This is a genomic window from Anabaena sp. UHCC 0204 (assembly GCF_009711975.1).
Lineage (GTDB): Bacteria > Cyanobacteriota > Cyanobacteriia > Cyanobacteriales > Nostocaceae > Dolichospermum.
In genome coordinates, this window is sequence record NZ_VIKW01000025.1 from 29,610 (window position 1) to 51,502 (window position 21,893).

Annotated in this window: 21 protein-coding genes and 1 CRISPR repeat array; of the genes, 12 read left to right on the forward strand and 9 right to left on the reverse strand. The window is 36.9% G+C overall.

What is annotated here, in order from left to right; genetic code table 11:
• Positions 1-158: 158 nt before the first annotated feature.
• Positions 159-1,022: a WYL domain-containing protein gene (locus tag FJR04_RS18825; protein ID WP_168497576.1), complete on the reverse strand. Its 864-nt coding sequence runs from the start codon at positions 1,020-1,022 to the stop codon at positions 159-161.
• A gap of 444 nt (positions 1,023-1,466) precedes the next feature.
• Between FJR04_RS18825 and FJR04_RS18830 the strand changes: the two genes are divergently transcribed.
• From FJR04_RS18830 to cas2, 12 genes are all read left to right on the forward strand, one after another.
• On the forward strand, positions 1,467-1,673 hold the full coding sequence (locus tag FJR04_RS18830; RefSeq protein ID WP_168497578.1) for a hypothetical protein: 207 nt from the start codon (positions 1,467-1,469) through the stop codon (positions 1,671-1,673).
• A gap of 151 nt (positions 1,674-1,824) precedes the next feature.
• Complete coding sequence (locus FJR04_RS18835; RefSeq protein WP_168497580.1) at positions 1,825-2,076, forward strand: DUF433 domain-containing protein; 252 nt, start codon at positions 1,825-1,827, stop codon at positions 2,074-2,076.
• Positions 2,073-2,432, forward strand: coding sequence for a DUF5615 family PIN-like protein (locus tag FJR04_RS18840; protein ID WP_168497582.1), 360 nt, complete (start codon positions 2,073-2,075; stop codon positions 2,430-2,432). The genes FJR04_RS18835 and FJR04_RS18840 overlap by 4 nt, the downstream gene beginning before the upstream one ends.
• A gap of 28 nt (positions 2,433-2,460) precedes the next feature.
• Entirely contained in the window at positions 2,461-5,142 is a 2,682-nt protein-coding gene (locus FJR04_RS18845; protein ID WP_168497584.1) for a CRISPR-associated protein Csc3, read from the forward strand.
• A gap of 36 nt (positions 5,143-5,178) precedes the next feature.
• Positions 5,179-6,228, forward strand: coding sequence for a type I-D CRISPR-associated protein Cas7/Csc2 (gene cas7d / locus FJR04_RS18850; RefSeq protein ID WP_168497586.1), 1,050 nt, complete (start codon positions 5,179-5,181; stop codon positions 6,226-6,228).
• A 3-nt stretch (positions 6,229-6,231) separates the two neighbouring features.
• Positions 6,232-6,990, forward strand: coding sequence for a type I-D CRISPR-associated protein Cas5/Csc1 (gene cas5d, locus FJR04_RS18855; RefSeq protein WP_168497588.1), 759 nt, complete (start codon positions 6,232-6,234; stop codon positions 6,988-6,990).
• On the forward strand, positions 6,983-9,262 hold the full coding sequence (cas3, locus tag FJR04_RS18860) for a type I-D CRISPR-associated helicase Cas3' (RefSeq protein ID WP_168497590.1): 2,280 nt from the start codon (positions 6,983-6,985) through the stop codon (positions 9,260-9,262). The genes cas5d and cas3 overlap by 8 nt, the downstream gene beginning before the upstream one ends.
• A gap of 23 nt (positions 9,263-9,285) precedes the next feature.
• Positions 9,286-10,104, forward strand: a complete 819-nt coding sequence (gene cas6 / locus FJR04_RS18865) for a CRISPR-associated endoribonuclease Cas6 (protein ID WP_168497592.1) — start codon at positions 9,286-9,288, stop codon at positions 10,102-10,104.
• Between the two features lie 53 nt (positions 10,105-10,157).
• Positions 10,158-10,526 carry a four helix bundle protein gene (locus FJR04_RS18870; protein ID WP_168497594.1) on the forward strand — a complete coding sequence of 123 codons (369 nt, stop codon included), beginning with the start codon at positions 10,158-10,160 and terminating at the stop codon, positions 10,524-10,526.
• 51 nt (positions 10,527-10,577) lie between these two features.
• Entirely contained in the window at positions 10,578-11,231 is a 654-nt protein-coding gene (cas4, locus tag FJR04_RS18875) for a CRISPR-associated protein Cas4 (protein WP_168497596.1), read from the forward strand.
• Between the two features lie 97 nt (positions 11,232-11,328).
• A complete protein-coding gene (cas1d, locus tag FJR04_RS18880) occupies positions 11,329-12,330 on the forward strand; it encodes a type I-D CRISPR-associated endonuclease Cas1d (RefSeq protein WP_168497598.1) in 1,002 nt (333 codons plus the stop codon).
• A gap of 196 nt (positions 12,331-12,526) precedes the next feature.
• Complete coding sequence (cas2, locus tag FJR04_RS18885; RefSeq protein ID WP_168497600.1) at positions 12,527-12,799, forward strand: CRISPR-associated endonuclease Cas2; 273 nt, start codon at positions 12,527-12,529, stop codon at positions 12,797-12,799.
• A gap of 226 nt (positions 12,800-13,025) precedes the next feature.
• A CRISPR array of direct repeats spans positions 13,026-13,565; the repeat unit is 37 nt; unit sequence ATTGCAATTTCTCTTACTCCCTATTAGGGATTGAAAC.
• A 122-nt stretch (positions 13,566-13,687) separates the two neighbouring features.
• Here the strand turns inward: cas2 and FJR04_RS18890 are convergent.
• The 8 genes from FJR04_RS18890 to FJR04_RS18925 all read right to left on the reverse strand — a co-directional run bounded on the left by FJR04_RS18890 (position 13,688) and on the right by FJR04_RS18925 (position 21,878).
• The gene (locus tag FJR04_RS18890; RefSeq protein WP_168497602.1) at positions 13,688-14,014 is read right to left on the reverse strand and encodes a translation initiation factor; all 327 of its coding nucleotides are present in this window, start codon (positions 14,012-14,014) and stop codon (positions 13,688-13,690) included.
• Positions 14,015-14,209: 195 nt separating this feature from the next.
• A complete protein-coding gene (locus tag FJR04_RS18895; protein WP_168497604.1) occupies positions 14,210-14,704 on the reverse strand; it encodes a hypothetical protein in 495 nt (164 codons plus the stop codon).
• Positions 14,705-15,030: 326 nt separating this feature from the next.
• Complete coding sequence (locus FJR04_RS18900; RefSeq protein ID WP_168497606.1) at positions 15,031-16,260, reverse strand: lipid-A-disaccharide synthase; 1,230 nt, start codon at positions 16,258-16,260, stop codon at positions 15,031-15,033.
• A 599-nt stretch (positions 16,261-16,859) separates the two neighbouring features.
• A complete protein-coding gene (locus FJR04_RS18905; protein ID WP_254445321.1) occupies positions 16,860-17,444 on the reverse strand; it encodes a hypothetical protein in 585 nt (194 codons plus the stop codon).
• A gap of 39 nt (positions 17,445-17,483) precedes the next feature.
• Positions 17,484-19,046: a TrbI/VirB10 family protein gene (locus FJR04_RS18910; protein ID WP_168497608.1), complete on the reverse strand. Its 1,563-nt coding sequence runs from the start codon at positions 19,044-19,046 to the stop codon at positions 17,484-17,486.
• A 10-nt stretch (positions 19,047-19,056) separates the two neighbouring features.
• Positions 19,057-19,749, reverse strand: coding sequence for a hypothetical protein (locus FJR04_RS18915; protein WP_168497610.1), 693 nt, complete (start codon positions 19,747-19,749; stop codon positions 19,057-19,059).
• A 112-nt stretch (positions 19,750-19,861) separates the two neighbouring features.
• A complete protein-coding gene (locus tag FJR04_RS18920; protein WP_168497611.1) occupies positions 19,862-20,686 on the reverse strand; it encodes a hypothetical protein in 825 nt (274 codons plus the stop codon).
• Positions 20,687-20,828: 142 nt separating this feature from the next.
• Positions 20,829-21,878: a hypothetical protein gene (locus tag FJR04_RS18925; protein ID WP_168497613.1), complete on the reverse strand. Its 1,050-nt coding sequence runs from the start codon at positions 21,876-21,878 to the stop codon at positions 20,829-20,831.
• Between the last annotated feature and the right edge of the window lie 15 nt (positions 21,879-21,893).

Genomic DNA, 21,893 nt, shown 5'->3' on the forward strand with positions numbered 1-21,893 from the left:
ATTTAGAACTCTTGAAAAAATAATAAAAGTAGTTAAAGTTACTAAGGAGTTTTTATTTTCAAATTAATTACCCGGAATCAGAAATAATGTAGGTTGAGTGGAGAAAACCAAGATAATTGTATTTCTCCACCTTTAATTAAACCTACATAATAGGTTGTTTAATCACCCTCAGTATTTAAATTATAATGTTGACAAAGGGTGATGAGTTTGGCTTTAATGAGCGATCGCACATTTTCCGGTGAGACTATCACGCACTCATCCCCATAACGCAATACTTCCCGAATTAGCCAGAAAGTATTTGATACTTTTCTGACGACTTGACGCACCTCTCCAATAACTTCATTGCTGATGTCGTTAGGTTTTGCTTCATAGGCTTTAATCAAACCTTTGTAAAAGTGTAAGTACACTTCTAGGAAATCTAGCCCTTCATGTCGCCATTGTCCGTTTATTGGGACAACACCTTTAATTCTATCTAAACGCAAACAGCGGTTGTGTATGAGTTCTGGGAAGTCAGTCTTGCCAATATCTTCAGTTTCATCACACCAAATATTTAAGAAAAAACGTTTCTCTTCAAAAGCAATTTCGGCATAACGCACTGTAAAAGACAGGTCTCCCACTTGAGGATTGTCATAGAGTAAGTGAAATGGTTGTTGATTCTGGCGGAATTGGTCTGTAAGAATGCGCCATGCTTCCGTCGGTTGGCTCACTTGCTGGAGTAGCAATTGACGCATGGGAAGCTCAAGTTGGCCTCGTTCTAGCAACAAACTAGAGGTAGTTTGCGCTTGTTCAATAAAACCGGAATCCTTCAGCAGTCCTATGGCTTGCTGGAGTGCGGCTACTTGGGGTGAATTGAGGGTGAAAGGTTCACCGACTTCAAACTCCTGTTGGGCGATCGCTACCAGTAATCCAGACACGCTGGGGGACTTACCCCAGAAGATACGCAATTTGCGGGCGATTTCTTCTAGTTGTTCTTTTGTACCAGAGGGAATTGACAGTGTAATTGTCTCTTTTTTCCTTGACATCAAATAAATGTAATTACAGTCTTGACATATAGTGGAATTTACAGTTATTGTATCTGTATACCAGCTTAATAAAGTATTTCCAATGCCAAAAACAATATTACTCAGTATGCAGATACTAAAAAAGCCAGATATATACTCTGGCTTCCGACCCCTAATAGGGATTTATGAGGTTGTGTTAATGCCTTGATCACATCTTTACTACAGTTTCAATCCCTGATAGGGATTAGGGTCTAGTCTCAAGGCTTCTTTAGTATATATCCGAAAAGCCTCATGAAAAAATTTTTTCATTACCAGATTTTTACACTTCTTTACTACAGACAATATTTTGTTGCTATATTAAAGAGAACCGAAACAAAGCTGCTTCAGTTCACCTATGTTGAGTGGTATCTCATAGGTTAGCACTGATATGGCTATGTCGGCGCAAACTTATTGAGGTAATTTTTTGTGAAAGATAATCTCCCAGATCGTATGCTTCAAGTTATGTCAGATTCTTGCTGGCATTCTACAGAAGAACTGGTCGAAAAAATTAGCCACCGATTTTCTGCAACTATGCACGTCCTCAAGAAACGTGGTTATGAGTTTGATAAACGCCGTATTCAGGGTCAACAGCATGAATATAAACTGGTAATTAAGTCAACAGCGACAGCTTAAATAGAATTTATTACATATTGGGGGTAGTTGCTACTACTCCCATTTCCTAAAAATAGCACCGAGTGAGGTCAAAGTACATGACCTGTGATAATTTTTTGTCTACAATTTACATTGTTCTAAATAACAGACTTTTTCACCAAATAGGTAAACCATGAACGAACAAACATTATTAGACAGAATCACATTTAACCCCCAAATATTTAGCGGTAAACCAATAATCCGTGGTCGTCGTCTAGCTGTGGAACATATTTTAGGAATGTTAGCAGCAGGAGATACCATTGAAACTTTGCTAGAAGCTTATCCCTGGTTAGAAAGGGAAGATGTGCAAGCCTGTTTAATCTATGCACGGAGATTAGTTGGTCATGAACGAGTTGAACCTTTATTGATAGAGTCTCCAAGATGAAAATACTGCTAGATACTTGCATTAATGCCAGGGTGATTACCGATTTACAAATAGCTGAGTATGATGTGATTTGGTCTGGAGATTGGCCAAAAGATCCAGGTGATGAGGAAATTTTAGCAACCGCTTATCGTGAAGGTAGAATTTTAGTCACTCTTGATAAAGATTTTGGAGAGTTAGCAATTCTGCGGGGAAATCCTCATTGTGGTATCTTGCGCTTAGTTAATCTCTCAACCAAAGAACAATCAATAGTTTGTTTACGCGTAATTCAGCTCTACGGAAATGAATTATTGTCTGGTGCAATTGTCACTGCTGAATTAGATAGAGTCAGAATTAGACCACCTGAAAATAGATTTTGAAATCACATTACAATTTCCATCCTTTAATATGATTAAACGCGGTCGGCTTTTAAATCGTCCTCCTAAATCCTTGGAGGAAATTTATTTCAGTGAAATTCGTCCCCAGCTTTATGAGAATCATGCACATCATCATCAATATGGTGTGAGAAAGGGTACAACCCTTGCTGAACATTTAGACTCTGCTTGTCAGTTTATTTTGACAGTTAGCCATATAGCACAAGTACCAGAAGATAAACGACCTTTATTATTAGCTGCAACTGCTGTCCATGACCTCAATAAATTAGATCCTCAAGAACGAAAAGTCAAAATTTTAGCTAGAGATAGAGACTTTTTAACAGAACAACTAGAAAAGGCTTGTGTTCTTAGATTTGTAGTTACAGATGATGATTTAGAATTAGTCAGAAAGTTGATTGAACGCCATTCAGGCCACAGTGCCAGTGATGGGGCTAGATTTTTACCAGAAGACCCAAATATTGAACGTTGGGCGGCAATGTTAATTGCTGCTGATTTGTTTGATTTAGGTATTCCCGATGCCCAAAGATTTCGCAAAATAGAAACAGAATTAACCGTTGCTTTTGGGAAGAAGTGTCACCTTTTTAGAGTGCGTTTATCTGAAGACAAAGGTTATATTACAGCTTTATTGCTCGGTGCTTGTGAAGAAGTTTTACAAAAGTATGGATTACATCCTTTAGCAATTTTTCCAGATGGTGAACTTTTTGCAGGTGCAACTTTACCTAATGTAGATTTAACCAAAGAAATAACTGTTGTTTGGCAAGGTAAAATTGATCAAGTTTTTGGTAATAATATTGAAAGCCTCGTCAGAGCTACCAAAGATGGTATTAAGGTTACTCGTCAAGCCATCCAACAAAACATTGATGAAGTTTTGCTAAATGTTCAAGCTCTTTTAGAAAGAAAAAAAGCAAGTTATAAATCAGATAAGATTGCTAAAGATGTGACAAAATGGGGAGATAATGCAGGTGAAGATGCACTAAAAAAAGCGGCTGGGCTTGGATTATTACCTGTAAGTGATGCAGAAGAATTTGCTATATCTGAGGGATTAAAAGCCGCTTATTTGAGTTATAGAGAAGCAGGTTTAAATCCTAAAGAAGTTTGGGATAAAATCGCTCATCATACTGGAATTTCTGAACATCAACGTCTTGCACTTGAACCATTTAATGGTCAGTATGGACGACCTTTATTTGCAGCCAAAGCCGCTATTAAGGGAATTGAAGGTATCCAAGAAGCTCTGCAAAATTCTTTCCAATTAAGAAATCAAAGCACACAAACTTCTGAAGAAATAGAAGTATCTGAAGAAATGATTTCAGCAGTTAACAGAATGGTTAATTTACCTTTTGCTACTCAGTTAATAGGAGTTAATGATTTAAGTTCTTATGTAGAAGCTAATCCTCGACAAAGATGTTCTTTAGGTTCTACATCTGGTGATATAGATGAGTTAATTTCAGCTAATATGCCTCCTGGCACAAAAGTCCAGGCTTTTTCTAATCGCTTACCAGGTGGTATTAGTGCAGAACCTAAAAGACAAGCAGATGGAATTGCAGCTTTAGCTTATCAATTAATAACTGTTGGGGCAAATTTTCCAGCAATAAAAAAACAAGATCCTCTTTATTTACACTTTGCATTACCTAAAGGTTCTTCTCCCGAATTATTAAGAATCTGGCGCGAACTTTTACAACAATTATCAGCGACAAATGCTGAAGGAGGTACTATCACTGTTGATGAAGTCAAATTATATCGAGATAATCAGCTTGAATTTAAAGCTAATAAAGTAGTTGGTGCAGCCTTACCTAAACGTCCAGATTTTGTACATACAAATGTGATTATTCCTCTAGTTTGGGGTGATGCTAACGCTTCTTTAGCTTTATTAAAATCACTGAGATTAGGATTAGAAATATCTTTATCCTTGGATATTGGATTTCCTTTGACTTTAAGTAGCAATATGGAGGTAGATTTATTTGATGATGTTTATGGAAGAGTAGAAGGAATTCCATCTGCACTGCAACCATTACTCGGAAATGGACAATATCAACAGCGTCAAGATGCAGAAAAAATTCTTGAGAGACTACGTTGTATTGGAGAATTAGCAATATCTGTTGCAAGTATTCAGAAAGCGGATGATTGTTTGTATGATTTGGCTCGTACTTGTGATAGACCAATTGAACTTTACTATGTTTTGTTACGTTGGATTTTACGAGAACAAGATGAACCAAATTTGAGTGTTATTTGGAGTCGGATTTGTAACCCGTTAAATACTTTACTGGAGAGCCTTATGCCCAATGAAAACTCACTTTTAACCAAATATTTGAAAGAAGCTGCTCAAATTGCAGCAGAAGCAAACCTCAAGGGAAGTTCTTTCAAACGTACATCTTTAACAGAACCATTTACTGCTTTTACTTCAGCAGTTCGTTCACATAAACCTTACATGGATTTAGAGTTTATGTTTGCAGCTTTAGCTCAAAAATATCATAATCGCCTAGACCGTATCCGTGAATATCGAGTAGGTGCAACAAAACATGAACAAATTAAGGAGTATTACGAAGTTTTGAAAAAGCTTTATCAAGAAATTTACCAAGGTCGTCCTGAAAAACTTCTATCTGATCAAAGAAATCTTGAAGCTGCATATTTATTTTTTTGGCAAGAAGCATATCAGCAGCTACCAAAAAATAAATCTGAAGATGATTCTGAAGATTGATAAATACAAACAAAATTAATTTATTAGGAGATGATTATGTCACTTGAAAAACTTAACAAAGTTCTTGCTGCTGGATACGAAAATTTCCCTAAAGGTCGGTTTATTTCTTTAATAGTTTTGAGAACAACTCATTCTGAAACAATTTTCCGTACAGAAGGTTCTGGTGAACCAATGTCTAGTGAGTTTGTACAGGCTGGATTAACTGATCAAACTATTATTCCTCGGTTAGTGATGACTAAACGTAAACAAATAGCTCCAGAACGTAGATATGGACGCGAATTTTTACGATCACATAATCTTCTGTACACAAAAACAGTTAAAGATCAAGGAGAGGTTATCTGTTCATTGAATACAAATAAACCATGTGAAATGTGTATAGATTGTTTCCTTTATGGCTTTGCTGCTGGTGGTGGTGGCGCACAGAAAAGTCGCATTTGGACTGAAGATGCTTTTAGTGTTTTACCTGCTAACGATATTTTAGGTACTCGGACAATAAATGCCATATATGAAAATGGTACGATGCGTTTAAAAAGAGAAGAAGATACAAAGGCATCACAATCTCTTGTCCCAGATGGCGAATACATCAAACCAGGAGTTCATTTTTTAGATGTAGTAACTCTGAAAGATGTAACTGCTGATGAACTACGGTACATTATCGGAAATATTCTTTTTACCAGTCGTTACGGTGCTGTTTCCAGTCGTGTAGGAAGGATGGAAAATCAAATATTAGGTATTTTTGGCAGTATTACAGAATTGCCTAGTTCTTTAGAACTTGTACAATCTACCTATGATGCTTTAAGTGATGAACCTTTAGAACATCCTTTAAATATTAATCGAGTAATTACATCAGCTAAAAAAGTAATTACCAATTGGCAAAACAGAAGAGGGATTTCTGTGCAACTATCTGATGAAGAATTAACAAATTTAATCACTGATGTAGAAACCCACTGGTCAGAAGCTGAACGTGATACTTTTCTGAAACGTTTAAGTCAATCTTATGAACCTTTCCGTCAAGTTGCACCTGAAAAAAACAAAAACAAAGGCAAAGGTAAAGGTAAAAATACTCTAGTTGAAGTAGAGAGTTAAATTATGTCAACAATTCCTTTTCATCAGGCAAAACTTATTGAATTAAACTGTCTTGAACCAGTCTTTTTTGCCTCTAGGGAGTTGTCTGACACCTATTACACTGAGGGGGTAATTGGGAATTACGCTTTAACCTATGCTTTAGGTTGGGTAAATTCCCCCTACCGTCTTCAAGGTCAGGCTACAGGACGACCAACCTACAAAGAAGATTTTCAATCAATAGCTCAATCTTGCTATATTTTACCAGCTTCACCAGTAGGTAGAATCACATTTAGATTTGAACGTTTTAACGCTCTTTCTGATGCTTACTGGTATGCAATGACTAATAATCGTGTGGCAACTGCAAGAGAAGATTTACCATTACAACGTCAAGGAAAAAAACCAAGTTCATTTAGACCAAGTAATTTTCCACAAACTGGAAGATTACGAATGATTGAAAGAGGTAATAAATTTAAAACATTAGTATTTGGAAATCAGCCATTACCAGATTATATTCGCGTTGGTAAATTCATGAGTAAAGTTAAAGTGAATGTTCTTAATGAATTTCCTATAACATTGCTTCCAGAAGGTGAATATCAAAGTCAGAATTATCTAAATGTTGCTGATTTACCCACACAAATACAAGCATTTGCTTTTGATTTAATCTCTATACCTCCTGCACCGATATTAAAAAATCTTCACTTTCGAGGTGCAGCTTGGCAAATTGGAGAAATGATTGTACCAGCAGGTTTACATTATTGTGGTAGAGAAAACAGAAATGAGTAATCAAAAATTAGTTATCAGGTTAGAAAATCGGAGTATTTCAGCTTGTGCATCTCCAAGTGAATTATCTTTCATGAGTGAAAAATTACTACAACATCAAGTTGATGTGTTTGAAAAATCAAAAGATGCTGATATTATCCTTGATTTAGCACCAACTGGAACGGGTAAAACCAAAGCTGGATTAACAGTTTTATTACATCAGCCTACAAAAAGTGCTGTTTATATCGCTCCCACTAATGCTTTAATTGAACAGCAAACAGAAGCAGCACAAAAGTTTATCAATGATGCTAATTTACCTCATGTAGTTAAATCAGCTTCTGCTAAAGATATTAAAAGTTGGCCAAGTGATAAAGTAGGGGGTCGTCCTGGAGAAAAACTATATAATGTTTTACGAAATCCAGCGACTGTTTTTAATGATGTTGATGTTAATACGCCTATTCTGCTAGTAACAAACCCTGATATTTTTTACTATGCAACTTTCTTTGCATACAACAAGCTAGATAGAGGTAATATCGCTAGTGGTTTTTACACTAAATTCTCTACAGTCATATTTGATGAATTTCATCTTTATGATGCTAAACAGCTAGTAGGAATGTTATTTTATCTTGCTTATTCTCACGTTTTTAAATTTTTCCAAAATGGGCGGAAAGTGGTATTACTCACCGCAACACCAGAACCAGCTTGTGAATTAGCATTAGACAATTTAAAACAGGCTGGTGTAAGAATAGCTAGAATTGATGGAGAAGCAGATAATGGTCAGCTTTTACCGTCACAAACAGCAGTTAATTTAGAATTTAGACCTAAACCAGATAGCAAAGAAGAATGGTTAAGAGAATTAGCAGCAGAAGTTGTTCAACGTTTTCAAGATAAACCAAATGAAAATGGTGCTGTAATTCTTGACTCACTTGATAATATTAATCGTCTATCAGATTTACTACAACAGCAAGGACTGAGTGAACATATTGGACGCATTACTGGACCCGCACCTAAAAAAGATAGACATAGGGCTATGCAATGTCAAATAATTTTAGCCACCAGCACTGTAGATGTAGGATTTAATTTTGAAAGAACTCCTGAACCAACAAGACAAAATTTAGATTGGTTGATTTTTTCGGCACGCGATCGCTCTGCATTTTGGCAGAGAATAGGTAGAGTGGGGCGTGTTTTGGGTAAATCTGAAACTAATATAGATTCAGAAGCCATTGCTTACTTACCTGCTGACGCTTGGGAACACAATATAACATCTCTTGATACTTCTGGTGGACGTGCAGCACTAAAAGAGATGTTAGATAATCTTACCTGTTTAGATAAACCTTTTTTAGCTGCTTACTGGCGTTCAGAAGCATTTTTAGAAATTGCCCGTCCTTTACTGGAACTAGAAGAACTGCTAGAAAATTTAACAGGTGCTGAATTAATTTCTCAACTTTTTGAAACTTTAAGATCAGTTTTAGGTGGAAATAGAAATTGGAATGACTACCGTTACAGAATGAACGTTTTAAGAGGTGCTGAAACTATTGCTAAAAAAACTCCCAAAGAAATTAAAAAAGATTGGAAATACATCAAAGGTGGTCAGGCTTTTGTAAAAAGATTTATCAAAGTAACATCTCCTCAAGAATGGGATGATTTAGAAGCCGGACGGACAACAATAGAAGAATATGAAAAATTATTTAAAGAAGATGAAGAGGTTTTGGAGGACTTAAAAGAATTTGCGGAAATATTCAGTACCAGCTATGCACCTTTATTTAGTTTTCGTTCTAGTTTATTTGAAAGTTTACCCATTCGTGATCCTCACGGATTTTTGCTAGATGAATCTGAAGAAACACGCCTTGATCCTTTTCATTTACTACGCTATTACGAATTTGTGCAAAATGGTGATTATATTGAATTAACACATCGTGCTAGTGAAACCTATCAATTGAGTTTTAGACTGCGATATTATGATAAATGGCAAGAATTTTTAAATACAGAATTAAACAAACTAACAGCCTTCAAAAATTGCCAAATTACTCGCAGTGCTGGAGGTGCAATTCGACCAACACCCTTAATACAAGAATTAAATAGGCATCTTTTACCAGGAGTAATTATTTGCCCCGTCACAAATGCTGCTGCTATTTTTCAATTAAATAGACAAGGTATTATTTCTTATCCAATAAATATTGTTTGTAATGATGCTGATAAAGAATATAGATTCTTTGCTGGTTTATCAGGAATCTTAACAATGGCTATGAAATGTAAACAGCTACGGCTTCCAGATGATGAAGTTTTTATCGCTTAATAAACATTATTTTTGAATTAATCATGCCCCATAGTCTCATCCTCAACATCACCCCCCAATCCCCCATCTACACCAATTTCCTCTCCGGTAGACATTACCACGCCTTATTCCTTAATCTAGTCAGTTCTGTTGATAGAAAATTAGGCGACTACCTCCACGAATCAAACGCCGATAAACCCTTTACTCTCTCACCTTTACAAATCCAAAGTAGAAATAAAACTCAATTTTTCACCCTACAATATAATCATCAAAAACAGATTCCCTCAGGTACTCCCTGTTGGTGGCGGATATCTTTATTAGATGACAATTTATTTAGTCAACTCACACCTTTATGGTTAAATCTCAACCCGGAACAACCTTGGCATTTAGGTTCAGCTAATTTACATATTACCAGCATTCAAGGTACACCTCAATCTACCCAACCTTGGGCTAATGCTTGTAGTTATAACCAATTATATGAACAAGCAAATGAAAAAGATCGGACTTTTAATTTTATCTTTTCCACACCTGTAGCCTTTCGCCAAGGTGCATTTGATAATGTTTTACCAACGCGAGAATCTGTATTTAATAGTCTGCTGAATCGGTGGAATAAATATAGTGGAATTGAATTAACTAATATTCCCCTTGAATCTATTTATCCTAGTGCTTTTAATATCGGAACTGAGGTTATTAGCAACTATGAAAATAAATTTATTGGTTGTTTAGGTGAAATTAGTTATCGCATTCTTGGCAATGTGGACGCAATAGGAATTAAACAAATTAATGCTTTGGCTGATTTTGTTTTATATGCAGGTATTGGGAGAAAAACAACAATGGGAATGGGAATGGTGAGAAGAAGGTGACAGGTGACAGTGAAGAAGTAAGAAGTAACGAGAGAATAGAAGAGGAGTTATTTATGAAAATTGAATCACATCGAGATTTAATTGTTTGGCAGAAATCAATGGATATGGTAGTTCAAATTTATCAATTATCAACTTTATTTCCATCCATAGAAAATTATCGTCTTACGTCACAAATTACTCGTGCAGCAGCATCTGTTCCAGCCAATATTGCAGAAGGTCATGCACGAGGAACAACTAAAAACGATTTTGCACATTTTTTATCTATAGCTAAAGGTTCATTAATGGAAACAGAAACTTTTTTAATGCTGGCAGTCAGGTTAAATTATCTAACTCAAGAACAAGCAAATTCCACATTATTGCTGATTATAGAAATTAGCAAAATGCTCACATCTCTTCGTTATCGAATCTTAAATAATTCATAGGTAATTATCTTCCTATTCTCACTTGTCATCTATCAAATTTTTTAATTAACTATGGCTAAACAAAATCAAACTAACTCTCTTCCTACTGTCACCTGTCACCTGTCACCTATCACCTCTTCTGATGATTATGTGAATATTGCGTCTTTAAATCAATATTCCTATTGTCCTCACCGTTGTTGGCGGATTCATTGTGCTGGGGAGTTTGTTGATAATCAATATACTATTGAAGGCACAAGTTTACATGAAAGAGTTCACACCGTTGGGGAAGTAAATCGGGATGAAACTTGGCAGATACGGGCTATTTATTTGAAGTCTGATCAATATCAGTTAATTGGTAAATCAGATTTAATTGAATTTGAAAATGGCGAGTTTTATCCAATTGAATATAAACGTGGACGTAAAGGAGAATGGGATAATGATGAATTACAAGTTTGCGCTCAGGCTTTGTGTTTGGAGGAAATGACGGGAAAAAATATCAATTCTGGTTATATCTATTATGCTCAAACTCATCAACGCAAATTAGTGGAAATTACGCCGGAATTACGAGCAGTTACAATCGCAACTATTGAATCTGTACAAATGTTGCTGTTTACGGGTGCTATGCCGAAAGCAGTGAAAACAAAACGCTGTGATGGTTGTAGTCTTTATTCTCAATGTTTGCCTCAAGCTGTTGATAAAGTTAGTCGTTATCAAGAGGCAAATTGATCGGTTTTTAATTGATGCAAAAAACCAAAACATTTCTAAAACTCTTTTTACTGTCACCTGTCACCTGTCCACTGTCACCTATTTTGAGGATTTAATTATGAGTACGCTTTACGTTACACAAAATGATGCTTTTATTGGTAAGGTTGATGAACGGATTCATGTGAAGTTTGAAAAAAAAATACTTCAGGATATTCCGTTTATTCACCTTAAAGATGTGGTTGTTTTGGGACGTGCTACTATTTCACCTGCTGTTGTTTCTGAATTAATGACTCGTCATATTCCTCTTTCTTTTATTAATGAAATGGGTCATTATTTAGGAAGGTTAGAACCGGAAATGACTAAAAATATTTTCGTTCGTAAAGCTCAATGGCAAGCTGCTGGAGAGTCTTCCCAAGCTGTTCATGTTGTGCAAAGTTTTGTGAGGGGGAAGTTGAAAAATTATCGTCAAATTTTGATGCGTTGTCAACGAGAATCTGATGTTGATTTATCTAAATATATTACTCGCATTGAACAAACGATCGCACCCATTGATTCTACTCACAATATTAACTCTTTGCGTGGGTTGGAAGGTGCAGGAAGTGCGGCTTATTTTGGTTGTTTTAATCAGTTGATTCGTAACCCGGATTTTACTTTTACTAAGCGCGTGCGTCGTCCAGCTACTGATCCGGTAAACTCGTTATTGGGTTTTGGTTATTCTTTGTTGCGTCATGATATTCAAGGTGCGGTGAATATTGTGGGTTTTGATCCATATTTAGGATACTTGCATTGCGATCGCTATGGAAGACCTTCTTTACCTCTAGATTTAATGGAGGAGTTTCGTCCTCTGGTGGTAGATTCGGTGGTTTTATCAATTTTGAATAAGCAATTATTAACACCAGGCGATTTTGTCACTGAACCTTTAAGTGGTGCTGTTCATCTCACTCCTGAAGGACGTAAAACCTTTTTAATTCAGTATCAAAAGAAAAAGCTATCGGAGTTTAAACATCCGGTTATGGGTCGTAAATGTTCTTATAGGCAGGCTTTTGAATGGCAAGCTAGATTACTTGCTAAATACTTAATGGGGGAAACGGATAAGTATCCACCTTTGTTTTTAAAATAAGAAGGTGACAGGGAACAGTTGACAGGTGACAGTAAGAAGGTAAGAGTCAAAAGCAGGACTTACGCACAAGTCACGAAAGAACGAACCACGAAGGCACGAAGGACACGAAGAAAAGAGGGTTTCAGAGATATTTTGCATAAGTCCTAAAAAGTTTATTCTTCCCAATTACCTATCACCCATTACCAATTACCAATTTATGAATGTTGTTGTTTCTTACGATATTTCTGAGGATAAGCGCCGTACTAAAATCCATAGTATTCTCAAGTCTTATGGACAATGGGTGCAGTATAGTATTTTTGAATGTCAGTTAACTGATACTCAGTATGCTAAACTGCGATCGCGCCTCAATAAGTTAATTAAGCCGGAAACTGATAGCATCCGTTTTTATTTTCTCTGTGCTTGCTGTTTTGGGAAAGTAGAAAGAATTGGTGGTGAACAACCCCTTGATACGACGATTTTCTTTGCTTAATGCGCGAGGGGGTGGGTGTAAAAAATCCAGTTTCTCAAAAAATGCCTGAAGTTATACCTACATAAGGCTTTGATGGTTTTTTTGGCTTTACCCTGCCGCGCACCTTACACAGCAAAGGTTTCAGCTATTTTCCCTCTTGACACAATTTCTGAAATGGACTATGATAATAAGTGTCGCGCAACCGAACCTTGAAAATCAAATACAGTCAGGCTTCCAGCGCCTCGCTATTGCAATTTCTCTTACTCCCTATTAGGGATTGAAACTTACGCGCCCATTGAAGTAACAGAATTCGAGCTAATTGCAATTTCTCTTACTCCCTATTAGGGATTGAAACGGCTTTTGCTCTCTGTAAAGCTCAAGCATGGCTGCATAGATTGCAATTTCTCTTACTCCCTATTAGGGATTGAAACTCAGTAGTAGTGTCAGGTACAACAGTGCTACCATATTGCAATTTCTCTTACTCCCTATTAGGGATTGAAACGGGGTAAGAGAAAGCAAAACACACACACAGACCAAATTGCAATTTCTCTTACTCCCTATTAGGGATTGAAACGCCATACACTACCAACGGGAGGATTTGAGAGCAATTGCAATTTCTCTTACTCCCTATTAGGGATTGAAACTTTAATTAATATTTTGTGGGGTCTACAGATGCGTATTGCAATTTCTCTTACTCCCTATTAGGGATTGAAACAAGTGATGCCATTTAAAAACACAGGAAAAATCTTAATTGCAATTTCTCTTACTCCCTATTAGGGATTGAAACATCTATTGCAATAGATTTTTTTGGTGAAATTCTACCAATTGTAATTTCTATGGAAATCTTGCCCGCTAATGGTCAAGGACAGGCAAGATTGCCCATCCCACAAAATTGAATAATTTATTTTTCTAACGTCGGTATTCCTCGTCTGCGGGGTCGCCATAGGGGTCTTCACTAGCTGGGCGGACATCACCGTAATATGCAGAATCTGCGGGGTCGCCATAAGGGTCTTCACTGGCTGGGCGGACATCACCGAAAGATGCAGGATCTGCGGGGTCGCCATAAGGGTCTTCACTAGCTGGGCGGACATCACCGAAAGATGCCGAATCTGCGGGGTCGCCATAGGGGTCTTCACTGGCTGGGCGGACATTGCGATCGCGATATTCGGTATCTTGCTCCGATTCATCTGTCCCTAATAGAAAATCTTTAGCTTTTCGCAAAAAGTTATTTACCATTACTGCTCTCCATCTCACGCATATTCATCTCATCGCCTCCCTGGTAGGAGAGAGGCTTCTACTGTTTAAGGGACTTCCAAATAAAAAACCGCTCAAACCCTTATTCCTCTGTGTCCTCTGCGCCTCTGCGGTATGGCTAACGCCACGCTACGCTAACGTTAATCTGGATAATTTATTTCTTGGAAGTCCCTAAAACTAAATTGCTGGGGCTGAACTTGAAGTTAAGCCAGTTAGATCACGACCAGTAGCACGATTGTTATAGCCTTGATAGTCTCGGTATTTTTGAGCTTCCGATTCGGGAACTCGAATTCCTTCAGGTGGCGGAGTTACCCAGTGAGCGCGGTTTTCAGAATCGCGGTAATATACGCGCCCATTCTTGGAAAGGTAATATTTACCCTGTGGTCCTTCTCCTTGAGCATTTTTATGTTGGTTATAGAGATAGTAAAGTGCCGCTGCACCTGCTAAAATTCCTACTTTCTGCCCTGTGGATAAACCCTTTTGTACTTCAGGTTGGTTAGCGGGGTTAATATTAGTCACATTTCTACCGCTGATGGTGTCATCAACTGGTGGCGGTGTAGCTGTGCGATTACCTCCACCGCAGCTAGTCAGCAAAGGTACTGTTAGTAATGCAGACAGTAGGACTGCCAGTAACCGGGAAACAATTTTATGCTCTCTATATATTGTGTTCATTAGATTTCGTCATTACTTTGCATTTACTAAAGTTGATACTGTTGCCAAAACAATGTGGTAATTCTGGGAATTAAAAGCACATTTGCAGATCCTTAACAACAGCAAAAATCAAGTAGTTCTCTGTTAGAGGATGTTTGAAAAGTTTTTGGTTACTTCTGAACCCACAAAGGTGGGTTTCGTCTGTGTAGCCGCGATTTCTAATCGCTTTAGTTATCAATCATCAGTGATTTTTTTTAATATTTCATCCTGCTGTTGATATAGACAGCATCAACTATTTCACTCCCAGGGAATAGACATTGATCAAACGCTTTTTAATTATTGATAAACTAGAATAGCTCTTGTTTTACTAAAATTGCTAGTTTTTCACCAGCACCACCTTCACCCCTAACATTGCGTAAATCATTCCGAATTACCTCTAACTTTTGGGGATTTTCTAAAAAATCTAAAACCATTTCTCCTACTTCTGAAGCTTGTAATTCACCTACTAACTCCGGGACAATTTCTGCTTGCGCCCAAATATTTGGCCAAGCATATAAACCCTTGTGTTTTATCATCCACCAATTAATTAATTTAGCGAGACTAGAACCTACTCCAGGTAAATTTGCTAATAACCCTGGTAAACCATCCCAAGAACGCATTGCATCAAGTTGTTGGGTTGGTAATAAGATAATCATCGGTATAGCTAATGCACCTAATTCTGCGGTATTTGCACCAACCGTAGTCAGACAAAGAGAACATTTAGATAATGAATCATAAGCCGGATTTTCTTGTTTTAACTCCACAGATAAGCCTGTAGTAGTTGTCAGTAAATTACCAGATAAAGATGCACCTTCAAAACCAAAAATTTTGGTAAATTTATTAGTTTCAGGATTAGCAAAACTAGCTAAAGTTGCTAAAGATAAAGTTGGAGCAACTGGGATAAAAAACTCAATTTGGGGCGATTTTTTATGAATATATTCAGCAATAGCTAACATTAAAGGTACACCTTGGGTTAACTTCGCTGCTTTTGAACCAGGCAAAATTCCGAGAATTTTTGTAGTATTTAACTTACTTCCGCCATGAACATTTTCCCCTACGTCTAACATTAAATCACCAACAACAGTGAACTTATTCGCATATTTAGGAGAGACATTTTTTGCAACTTGAGCTTTCATAATGGCAAATTTATCTATAAAACCATGCCAACGCGCTTCCCATTCTGCATAAACTATTGTTTTATATCCTAACTTTTTACCAACAATCACCGGAAAAAGTTGATCTCCACCCAGAAATATCACTACACCTTGACTTCTCCAATCCCAACTTTCTGCGGTTTTTCCCCACAATAAAAACTGCCAAAAATGCTCAGGTGCTTGTACTCTATTTACTTCTGGATATGATTGAGCGATCGCAGTTTCTTGACCACTAGCATGAGGACAAGGTGAGAGAATTACAGAAATTCTCACTTGAGAAATATCATCACCTAATTGTTTTCTTAATGCTTTGACAACAGGACGAACCCAAGTTGTAACTTCTCCTGGTCCATTGGAAAGAATGATAATATCTACTGGATTCATTTAATCATTACCTAATAAATTATAAAATATAGCATTTTTCGATTGAATAAGACACAAAAACTCACCCCCAACCGCAAGGGAAGAGGAAACTCAGAATCTCAATTAGACATGGATACAGAGTATTTAAAGTTTTGTGTCACATTTAATCAAATTTACAACAAAATTAAATTACAATGTATTGTAGTAAAAAGTAGCATAAATGAGCAATTCTTTTTTTTCTGTTTTCAAAACAGATCAGGTAAGCTACACCCTGATTTAGTAACAACAGAATCAGGAAGTTTTGACAAGTAAACCTAGTTGGGTAAAACTGATGTCTAAAGAAAGAAAAAGTAACAAAGAAGTGAAAAAGCCGAAAAAAGATGCAAAGGATAAAAAAGAGCCAAACTCATAAGAGAATAAGAGAATGATTGAAAAGTAGTCAAGTTTCCGGCGAATATAATTCACTACTACACAAACGCAGTCCACCTATTTCTACGCTACGCGAAGGTGGACTAATAAAAAACCAAAACTCTTGAACCCACAAAGGTGGGTTTTGTCTGTGTAGCCGCGTTCGCGTTAGCGTGCCGGAGGCATCTTTATAATCGCCTATTGACATACTACTACTGTACACAATTTGCTCCATTTGAATCTGGATAAATAGCTAAAGTGTGATAACCAGGAGCAGTATCTTGATAGAGAATTCTGAAAGTATAGAGCTTAGTTGTACCTTGACCTTCAGTAATTACAGTTAAAAGTGTATTGTCCATCTTCGGTAATCCCAGAATTTCTAGCCGGGGAATTCGCCGCAGTTGCATAACATTTGCTGCTGATTTTTTACAATCTCCTGAACTTAATTGGCGGTCTTCTCCAAACTGCATACACATCAATCCATCAAAATCTATAGTTACCTGCGACGGGTCATTTAACCAAACCTTTTTAATAGTTTCCCCAGCCGGCAGAAAGCTTAAATTTGTACCTTGTTGATAAGAAACTTCGATAGTTGGGACAACTCCTGATAAACCCTGAGCTTGACAGGAAAACAGCGAACGGAGAACCGCATTATTAGCTACAGCACGACCAGCTAACAATAATATAGACCCCGATAAAATCAGAAAAGTCAGAAGTAAAACCGTTTTTGATTTTTGATTGGGGATTTTGAAAATGTTCCTATATAGTCTTTGAGACTTTTCATGTATCGCCATCATTTTTAAAATTCGGGTAATTTCAAGTTTTTCTTTTTGTCTTTAAAACTGAATAGTGCGATTAATATATATTTCCACTTCTTGACCCGCTGGTATCATCCAAACATTAGTATTTTGCATCATTTGAGTTATTGCTTGTTGATTACGTTGGGCAATTTGCGGAACAATAGACTTTAAACCACCTTCCACAATACCTGCTGCTAGATTACGTTGGGAATTAGAGTTAGTGACTATAGTGCTACCAGAATTAGTAGTCACTTCACTATCAACTCGATTCAATAACTCTGCGGCTTTACTGACACCTCCCAAAACAAATAATCCAGCATCCATTCTGGCTATAGACGATCCATTATTAGGAAATTTACCTGCTAGTAAAGGTTTACCTTGAGGAGCGCGAACAATAATTGCATTGCTGGGTAAGCTTATTTCTTGAAGTTTGTCATTATCTTGCGAAATAAATTTAATCACATCCAACCGCAGTAAACCTCGTTCAGAAATAGAACTAATTTGAGCTAATAATTCAGTATTGGCTGGTAAAGCGATCGCCCCATCTAGAGATTTTAATGGTTCTTTCAACCGCACCACAAATATTTCTTGATTGTCATCTTGTTGATTATTCCTATTACTATTTGGCCTCGTAGTTTCCCCAAATACTGCTGTCACCAATACAGCTTTAGCACTAGTTCCTACTTTGACAGATTTTGAATTTTGTGATTGGCTAACGAGAATATCTTCTTCTGGTGGCGTGGGTTCAGGCTGAGATTGAGTTGGCTGATTGGCGACATTACTATTATTAACAGGTGACAATTTAGCCATATTTACACTAGATTGACCAGTCGTATAAACCTGACCATAACTACCTAATTTTGCTAACTTCGTCCATTCTTCCAGGGGATCTGGTGGAGATGGTTGCGTTTCTGGCTTCGGTTCTAGTGGGACTGTTGGTGGTGCAACAGTCGGGACAGCAGCAACTGGTGAGACAACTGGTAATGGAGAAAAGGGATTTTCAATGATGCGTTCAACTGTAACTACACGAGGTGCAGAAGCAGTTTGTACAGGTGTAATTGTTCTATTATTAATTCGTGGAGTTTCTAATTTAGGAACTACTCTAGTTCTTAGATTTTGCTGGGCTGCTGTTACAGTCTGCACTTGTTCAGCCAGAGCCAATTTTGTTTTTAGAGTCTCTATTTCTTGTTCTAAATTTTGCTCGCGGGGTTCAATTTTTGGAGGTAATGAAGCTGTTGAAGAAGCAAGATTATTTTTTGGCTTTTGATTGCCGGTACTCATAATCTGCGTTAAAAATACACCAGCTACCAAAACTACAGCAAAAGTACCACTACCTACCAAAGCTAACTTAGCAAAGGGATTAGATGATAAAGGTTGTTCAGTGGGAACTTCTTCCGGCTGAAACTGGGAAGGCTGCAAACTTTCTATATCTGCTTCTAATGAGTCAATGTTGACCTTTGGGGATTCTTCTTTAAAACCAACCAATTTGGCCATTTGAGATTCCCAATCTGAAGCATCTACTTCCAATTCATATTTCTTAGAATTAGGTTCGATGTGAGGTTGTTGAGCAAGTTTTAAATCAATTGAATAAGAAGTCATAGTGTATTCCTCAGTTAGATTTTCCAGAACATTTATTATCTTTGATGTCACATATATCATAAATTTCTAGCCGCGCTTCTCCAAGACGGTAAGCGGCTAAATGCAATGGTAGTGGTTTGGTTGGGAGAAAAGTTTTTGGTTGATCAATAGCTCTAAGTAAGATTTTTTTATTAAACGGAATTGATGCTCCTAGATTATTAAAACTACTAAAATTTAATTGATTGGCAAACATTTCTATTTCCCATTTTCCATTAGCTATTTGTGTGGGTTGAGAAATCTTTTCTATGACTAATACATATTCAGTTCCTTGATTAATATTGGCAAATTGATTAGTTACATTTAAGTTAGTAATATCTGATTGAAATTTCGGTTTCAAATCAGAGGATAAAAGTTGAGAACTAATTTCCCATACTGTCAGCGGTGGCTGTTGTCGTGACCAGGTAAGCATGAGAATCATGGTTTCACCTACAAAGCGGCGAATTGTTTCTGGATGTCGTTCATAATTGGGTTTGGGGTCTACATTTATGGCACGTCCATCAATAAGTTGTACTAAAGTTTGAGGTGTTAATTGCTTTTTTAAATCCTGTAAAATAGAACCATGAAACAATAGTAATAATAAGGTAAATAGATGTAAGCCAAATGTGCCGACGGCTAAAAGTGGTAAGATGCTACTTTTTTTTGTTTCTGATTTTATGAGTTGCATAATTAGGGTAATTAGGGAGGCACAAGTTACGAAAGAACAAACCACGAAGGAACGAAGGACACGAAGAGAAAAGGGTTTCAGAGATATTTTGCGTAAGTCCTTGGGATTTTATTTATCTAAGAAAGCTGTCAGAGGTTCTGTTATTTCCGCAGGGGTTGGATTTATCATTGCTGAGGTTACTGTAGTTATCTATTAAACATAAAGTCCGAATTTCATAAATTTCTAATTTTTGAGCGCGATTGCTATAAATTGCTTTTTGAATATTGGTGCTAATCTCAGGTAGAGGATAGGGATAATAATCTACTGCACGCACTAATAAATCTTTATTAAAAGGTGTTATTGTTCTTCTATCATCTGCACGTTTTTTTTGCATCAAATCTGCTACCATTCCGACTCTCCATTTACCAGGTTCTATTTGTTCTGGGGGATAAATTCGCTTAATAATTAACTCTGCTGACATTGCTTGAGTGGAGTTGTTAGAAAAAACTTCTGCTGGTGTCATTTGAGCGATCGCACTTAAGAAACCTTTCCGAAAATCTTCTGATATCGCAAAACTAGCAACCCAACTATTCGTAGTCACTTTTTGATTTCCACCCTGTGATGTTCTCACTGTAATTCCTGGATCTGGTTGCGGTTTTGTCGAGGCTTCAATAGTTTGTATTGGTAGCGTTCCTGACCAGTTAAACATGGATATCATGGTTTTACTAATAAATTGGCGAATGGCTTCAGGATCTCTAGCTAAATCATCAGTTACAGATGGGGTTTTACCATCTATCATTTGCACAAAGTTAGGCGGTTTTCTAATACTCAGTTGACGAATGTTTAACCCTTGGAGGATGAACAAAAATAACACCAATAGATGCAAACTAAAAGTAGCGATCGCAAATGTATTTAAAATATTTCCTTGTGGTTTTTTCTTGTTAAGTAAGTTTGTCATATTATCATATTCATCCTATTTAATATTATTCAGATTTATATTCTGATACGGTTCAGTTAAGCCTATTTTTTTTGGAAGACGTTCGCGTAGCGTGCCGTAAGGCATACCGCAGAGGACGCAGAGAAAAGAGAAATGTCTTGGTTTATATCCTACTTTTTACCAAACTATCGGTATTGTTAATAGCACTAAAAACCGCAAATCCTCCCGCACCAGCTACAACTAAAGATAAAACCGGGGCTAAAATTCCCAGAAAAATAATAAACCACATTAAATCAGGATTTGCACTAGGATTTTCAGCGGGTCCATTAATAATTACAGCAGAGGTTACAGCAGCAATTATATTAAATGATATCTTGGCAATTCCCGCTGCTAAAAACCCAGTCAACCAAGCAAAAATCGGTTTTCCAGCCACAGGTAACAAAGACGCACCTATAGCTATTGGACCCAAAGCTGCAATTAGTAACATAGTAGCTTCTAGTAAATTTTGAAAAGCATATTGCAAAGAAATTAAAAAGTTTTTAATACTCGTTTGTGTCGTATTTCCCAACAAAGAATTAAAAGTAGTGTCTGATAAATTTCCTGTCCCAAACTTTAAAGAAAGTACCTGATTTTCCAATCTTTGAATCCAAAATTTATCCCCGTACAAATTTCTATATTCTCGCCACAATCCATCTATTTGATCACTAGCCTTAGCAAAACATTGATTTTGTTGTTCACCTGTTAAAGATTGACAAGGACGAATTAAAGAACCAGCCACTTCTTCAGCCAAACTGATATGTAAAGCTTGTTGATAATTTAGATCAGCATCTGCGGTACTCACAACCTGCTGATTGACAGTATTGATAAAACTTCTTACCCCCAAAGTCAAACTAGCAAGTATACTACCATTTCCCGTATTACTTAATAGCATTACCACTATAAAAGGCCAAATTAAACCCGATATAGGGCGAGAATATTCACTATAAATAACATCTTTCAACCATTGCATCATAAAAAATAGCAAAGTTCCCACAGCAAAAAATACACCCAAATTTGTAATAGCACCATATAAATTATTACTAGAACTATTTTGTAATAAATCTAGCCATTGATTATCCCAACTTTCCGCCATACTTTTGGCAGTTTCAACACCACTATCAAGAGTTTCATTAATACCAACTTCAGGAAAGATTTGCAAAATATAAAACTGCATTTTGGGTTCACAGGT

Excerpts from the sequence above, each read along its gene's own strand:
- FJR04_RS18845 (WP_168497584.1), top strand. The coding sequence starts at position 2,461 with ATGATTAAACGCGGTCGGCTTTTAAATCGTCCTCCTAAATCCTTGGAG.
- cas5d (WP_168497588.1), top strand. The coding sequence starts at position 6,232 with ATGTCAACAATTCCTTTTCATCAGGCAAAACTTATTGAATTAAACTGT.
- cas4 (WP_168497596.1), top strand. The coding sequence starts at position 10,578 with ATGGCTAAACAAAATCAAACTAACTCTCTTCCTACTGTCACCTGTCAC.
- FJR04_RS18825 (WP_168497576.1), bottom strand. The coding sequence starts at position 1,022 with ATGTCAAGGAAAAAAGAGACAATTACACTGTCAATTCCCTCTGGTACA.
- FJR04_RS18915 (WP_168497610.1), bottom strand. The coding sequence starts at position 19,749 with ATGCAACTCATAAAATCAGAAACAAAAAAAAGTAGCATCTTACCACTT.
- FJR04_RS18835 (WP_168497580.1), top strand. The coding sequence starts at position 1,825 with ATGAACGAACAAACATTATTAGACAGAATCACATTTAACCCCCAAATA.
- cas2 (WP_168497600.1), top strand. The coding sequence starts at position 12,527 with ATGAATGTTGTTGTTTCTTACGATATTTCTGAGGATAAGCGCCGTACT.
- FJR04_RS18900 (WP_168497606.1), bottom strand. The coding sequence starts at position 16,260 with ATGAATCCAGTAGATATTATCATTCTTTCCAATGGACCAGGAGAAGTT.
- FJR04_RS18890 (WP_168497602.1), bottom strand. The coding sequence starts at position 14,014 with ATGGTAAATAACTTTTTGCGAAAAGCTAAAGATTTTCTATTAGGGACA.
- FJR04_RS18920 (WP_168497611.1), bottom strand. The coding sequence starts at position 20,686 with ATGACAAACTTACTTAACAAGAAAAAACCACAAGGAAATATTTTAAAT.
- cas7d (WP_168497586.1), top strand. The coding sequence starts at position 5,179 with ATGTCACTTGAAAAACTTAACAAAGTTCTTGCTGCTGGATACGAAAAT.
- FJR04_RS18910 (WP_168497608.1), bottom strand. The coding sequence starts at position 19,046 with ATGACTTCTTATTCAATTGATTTAAAACTTGCTCAACAACCTCACATC.
- cas6 (WP_168497592.1), top strand. The coding sequence starts at position 9,286 with ATGCCCCATAGTCTCATCCTCAACATCACCCCCCAATCCCCCATCTAC.
- cas1d (WP_168497598.1), top strand. The coding sequence starts at position 11,329 with ATGAGTACGCTTTACGTTACACAAAATGATGCTTTTATTGGTAAGGTT.
- FJR04_RS18870 (WP_168497594.1), top strand. The coding sequence starts at position 10,158 with ATGAAAATTGAATCACATCGAGATTTAATTGTTTGGCAGAAATCAATG.
- FJR04_RS18895 (WP_168497604.1), bottom strand. The coding sequence starts at position 14,704 with ATGAACACAATATATAGAGAGCATAAAATTGTTTCCCGGTTACTGGCA.
- FJR04_RS18925 (WP_168497613.1), bottom strand. The coding sequence starts at position 21,878 with ATGCAGTTTTATATTTTGCAAATCTTTCCTGAAGTTGGTATTAATGAA.
- cas3 (WP_168497590.1), top strand. The coding sequence starts at position 6,983 with ATGAGTAATCAAAAATTAGTTATCAGGTTAGAAAATCGGAGTATTTCA.
- FJR04_RS18905 (WP_254445321.1), bottom strand. The coding sequence starts at position 17,444 with ATGATGGCGATACATGAAAAGTCTCAAAGACTATATAGGAACATTTTC.
- FJR04_RS18840 (WP_168497582.1), top strand. The coding sequence starts at position 2,073 with ATGAAAATACTGCTAGATACTTGCATTAATGCCAGGGTGATTACCGAT.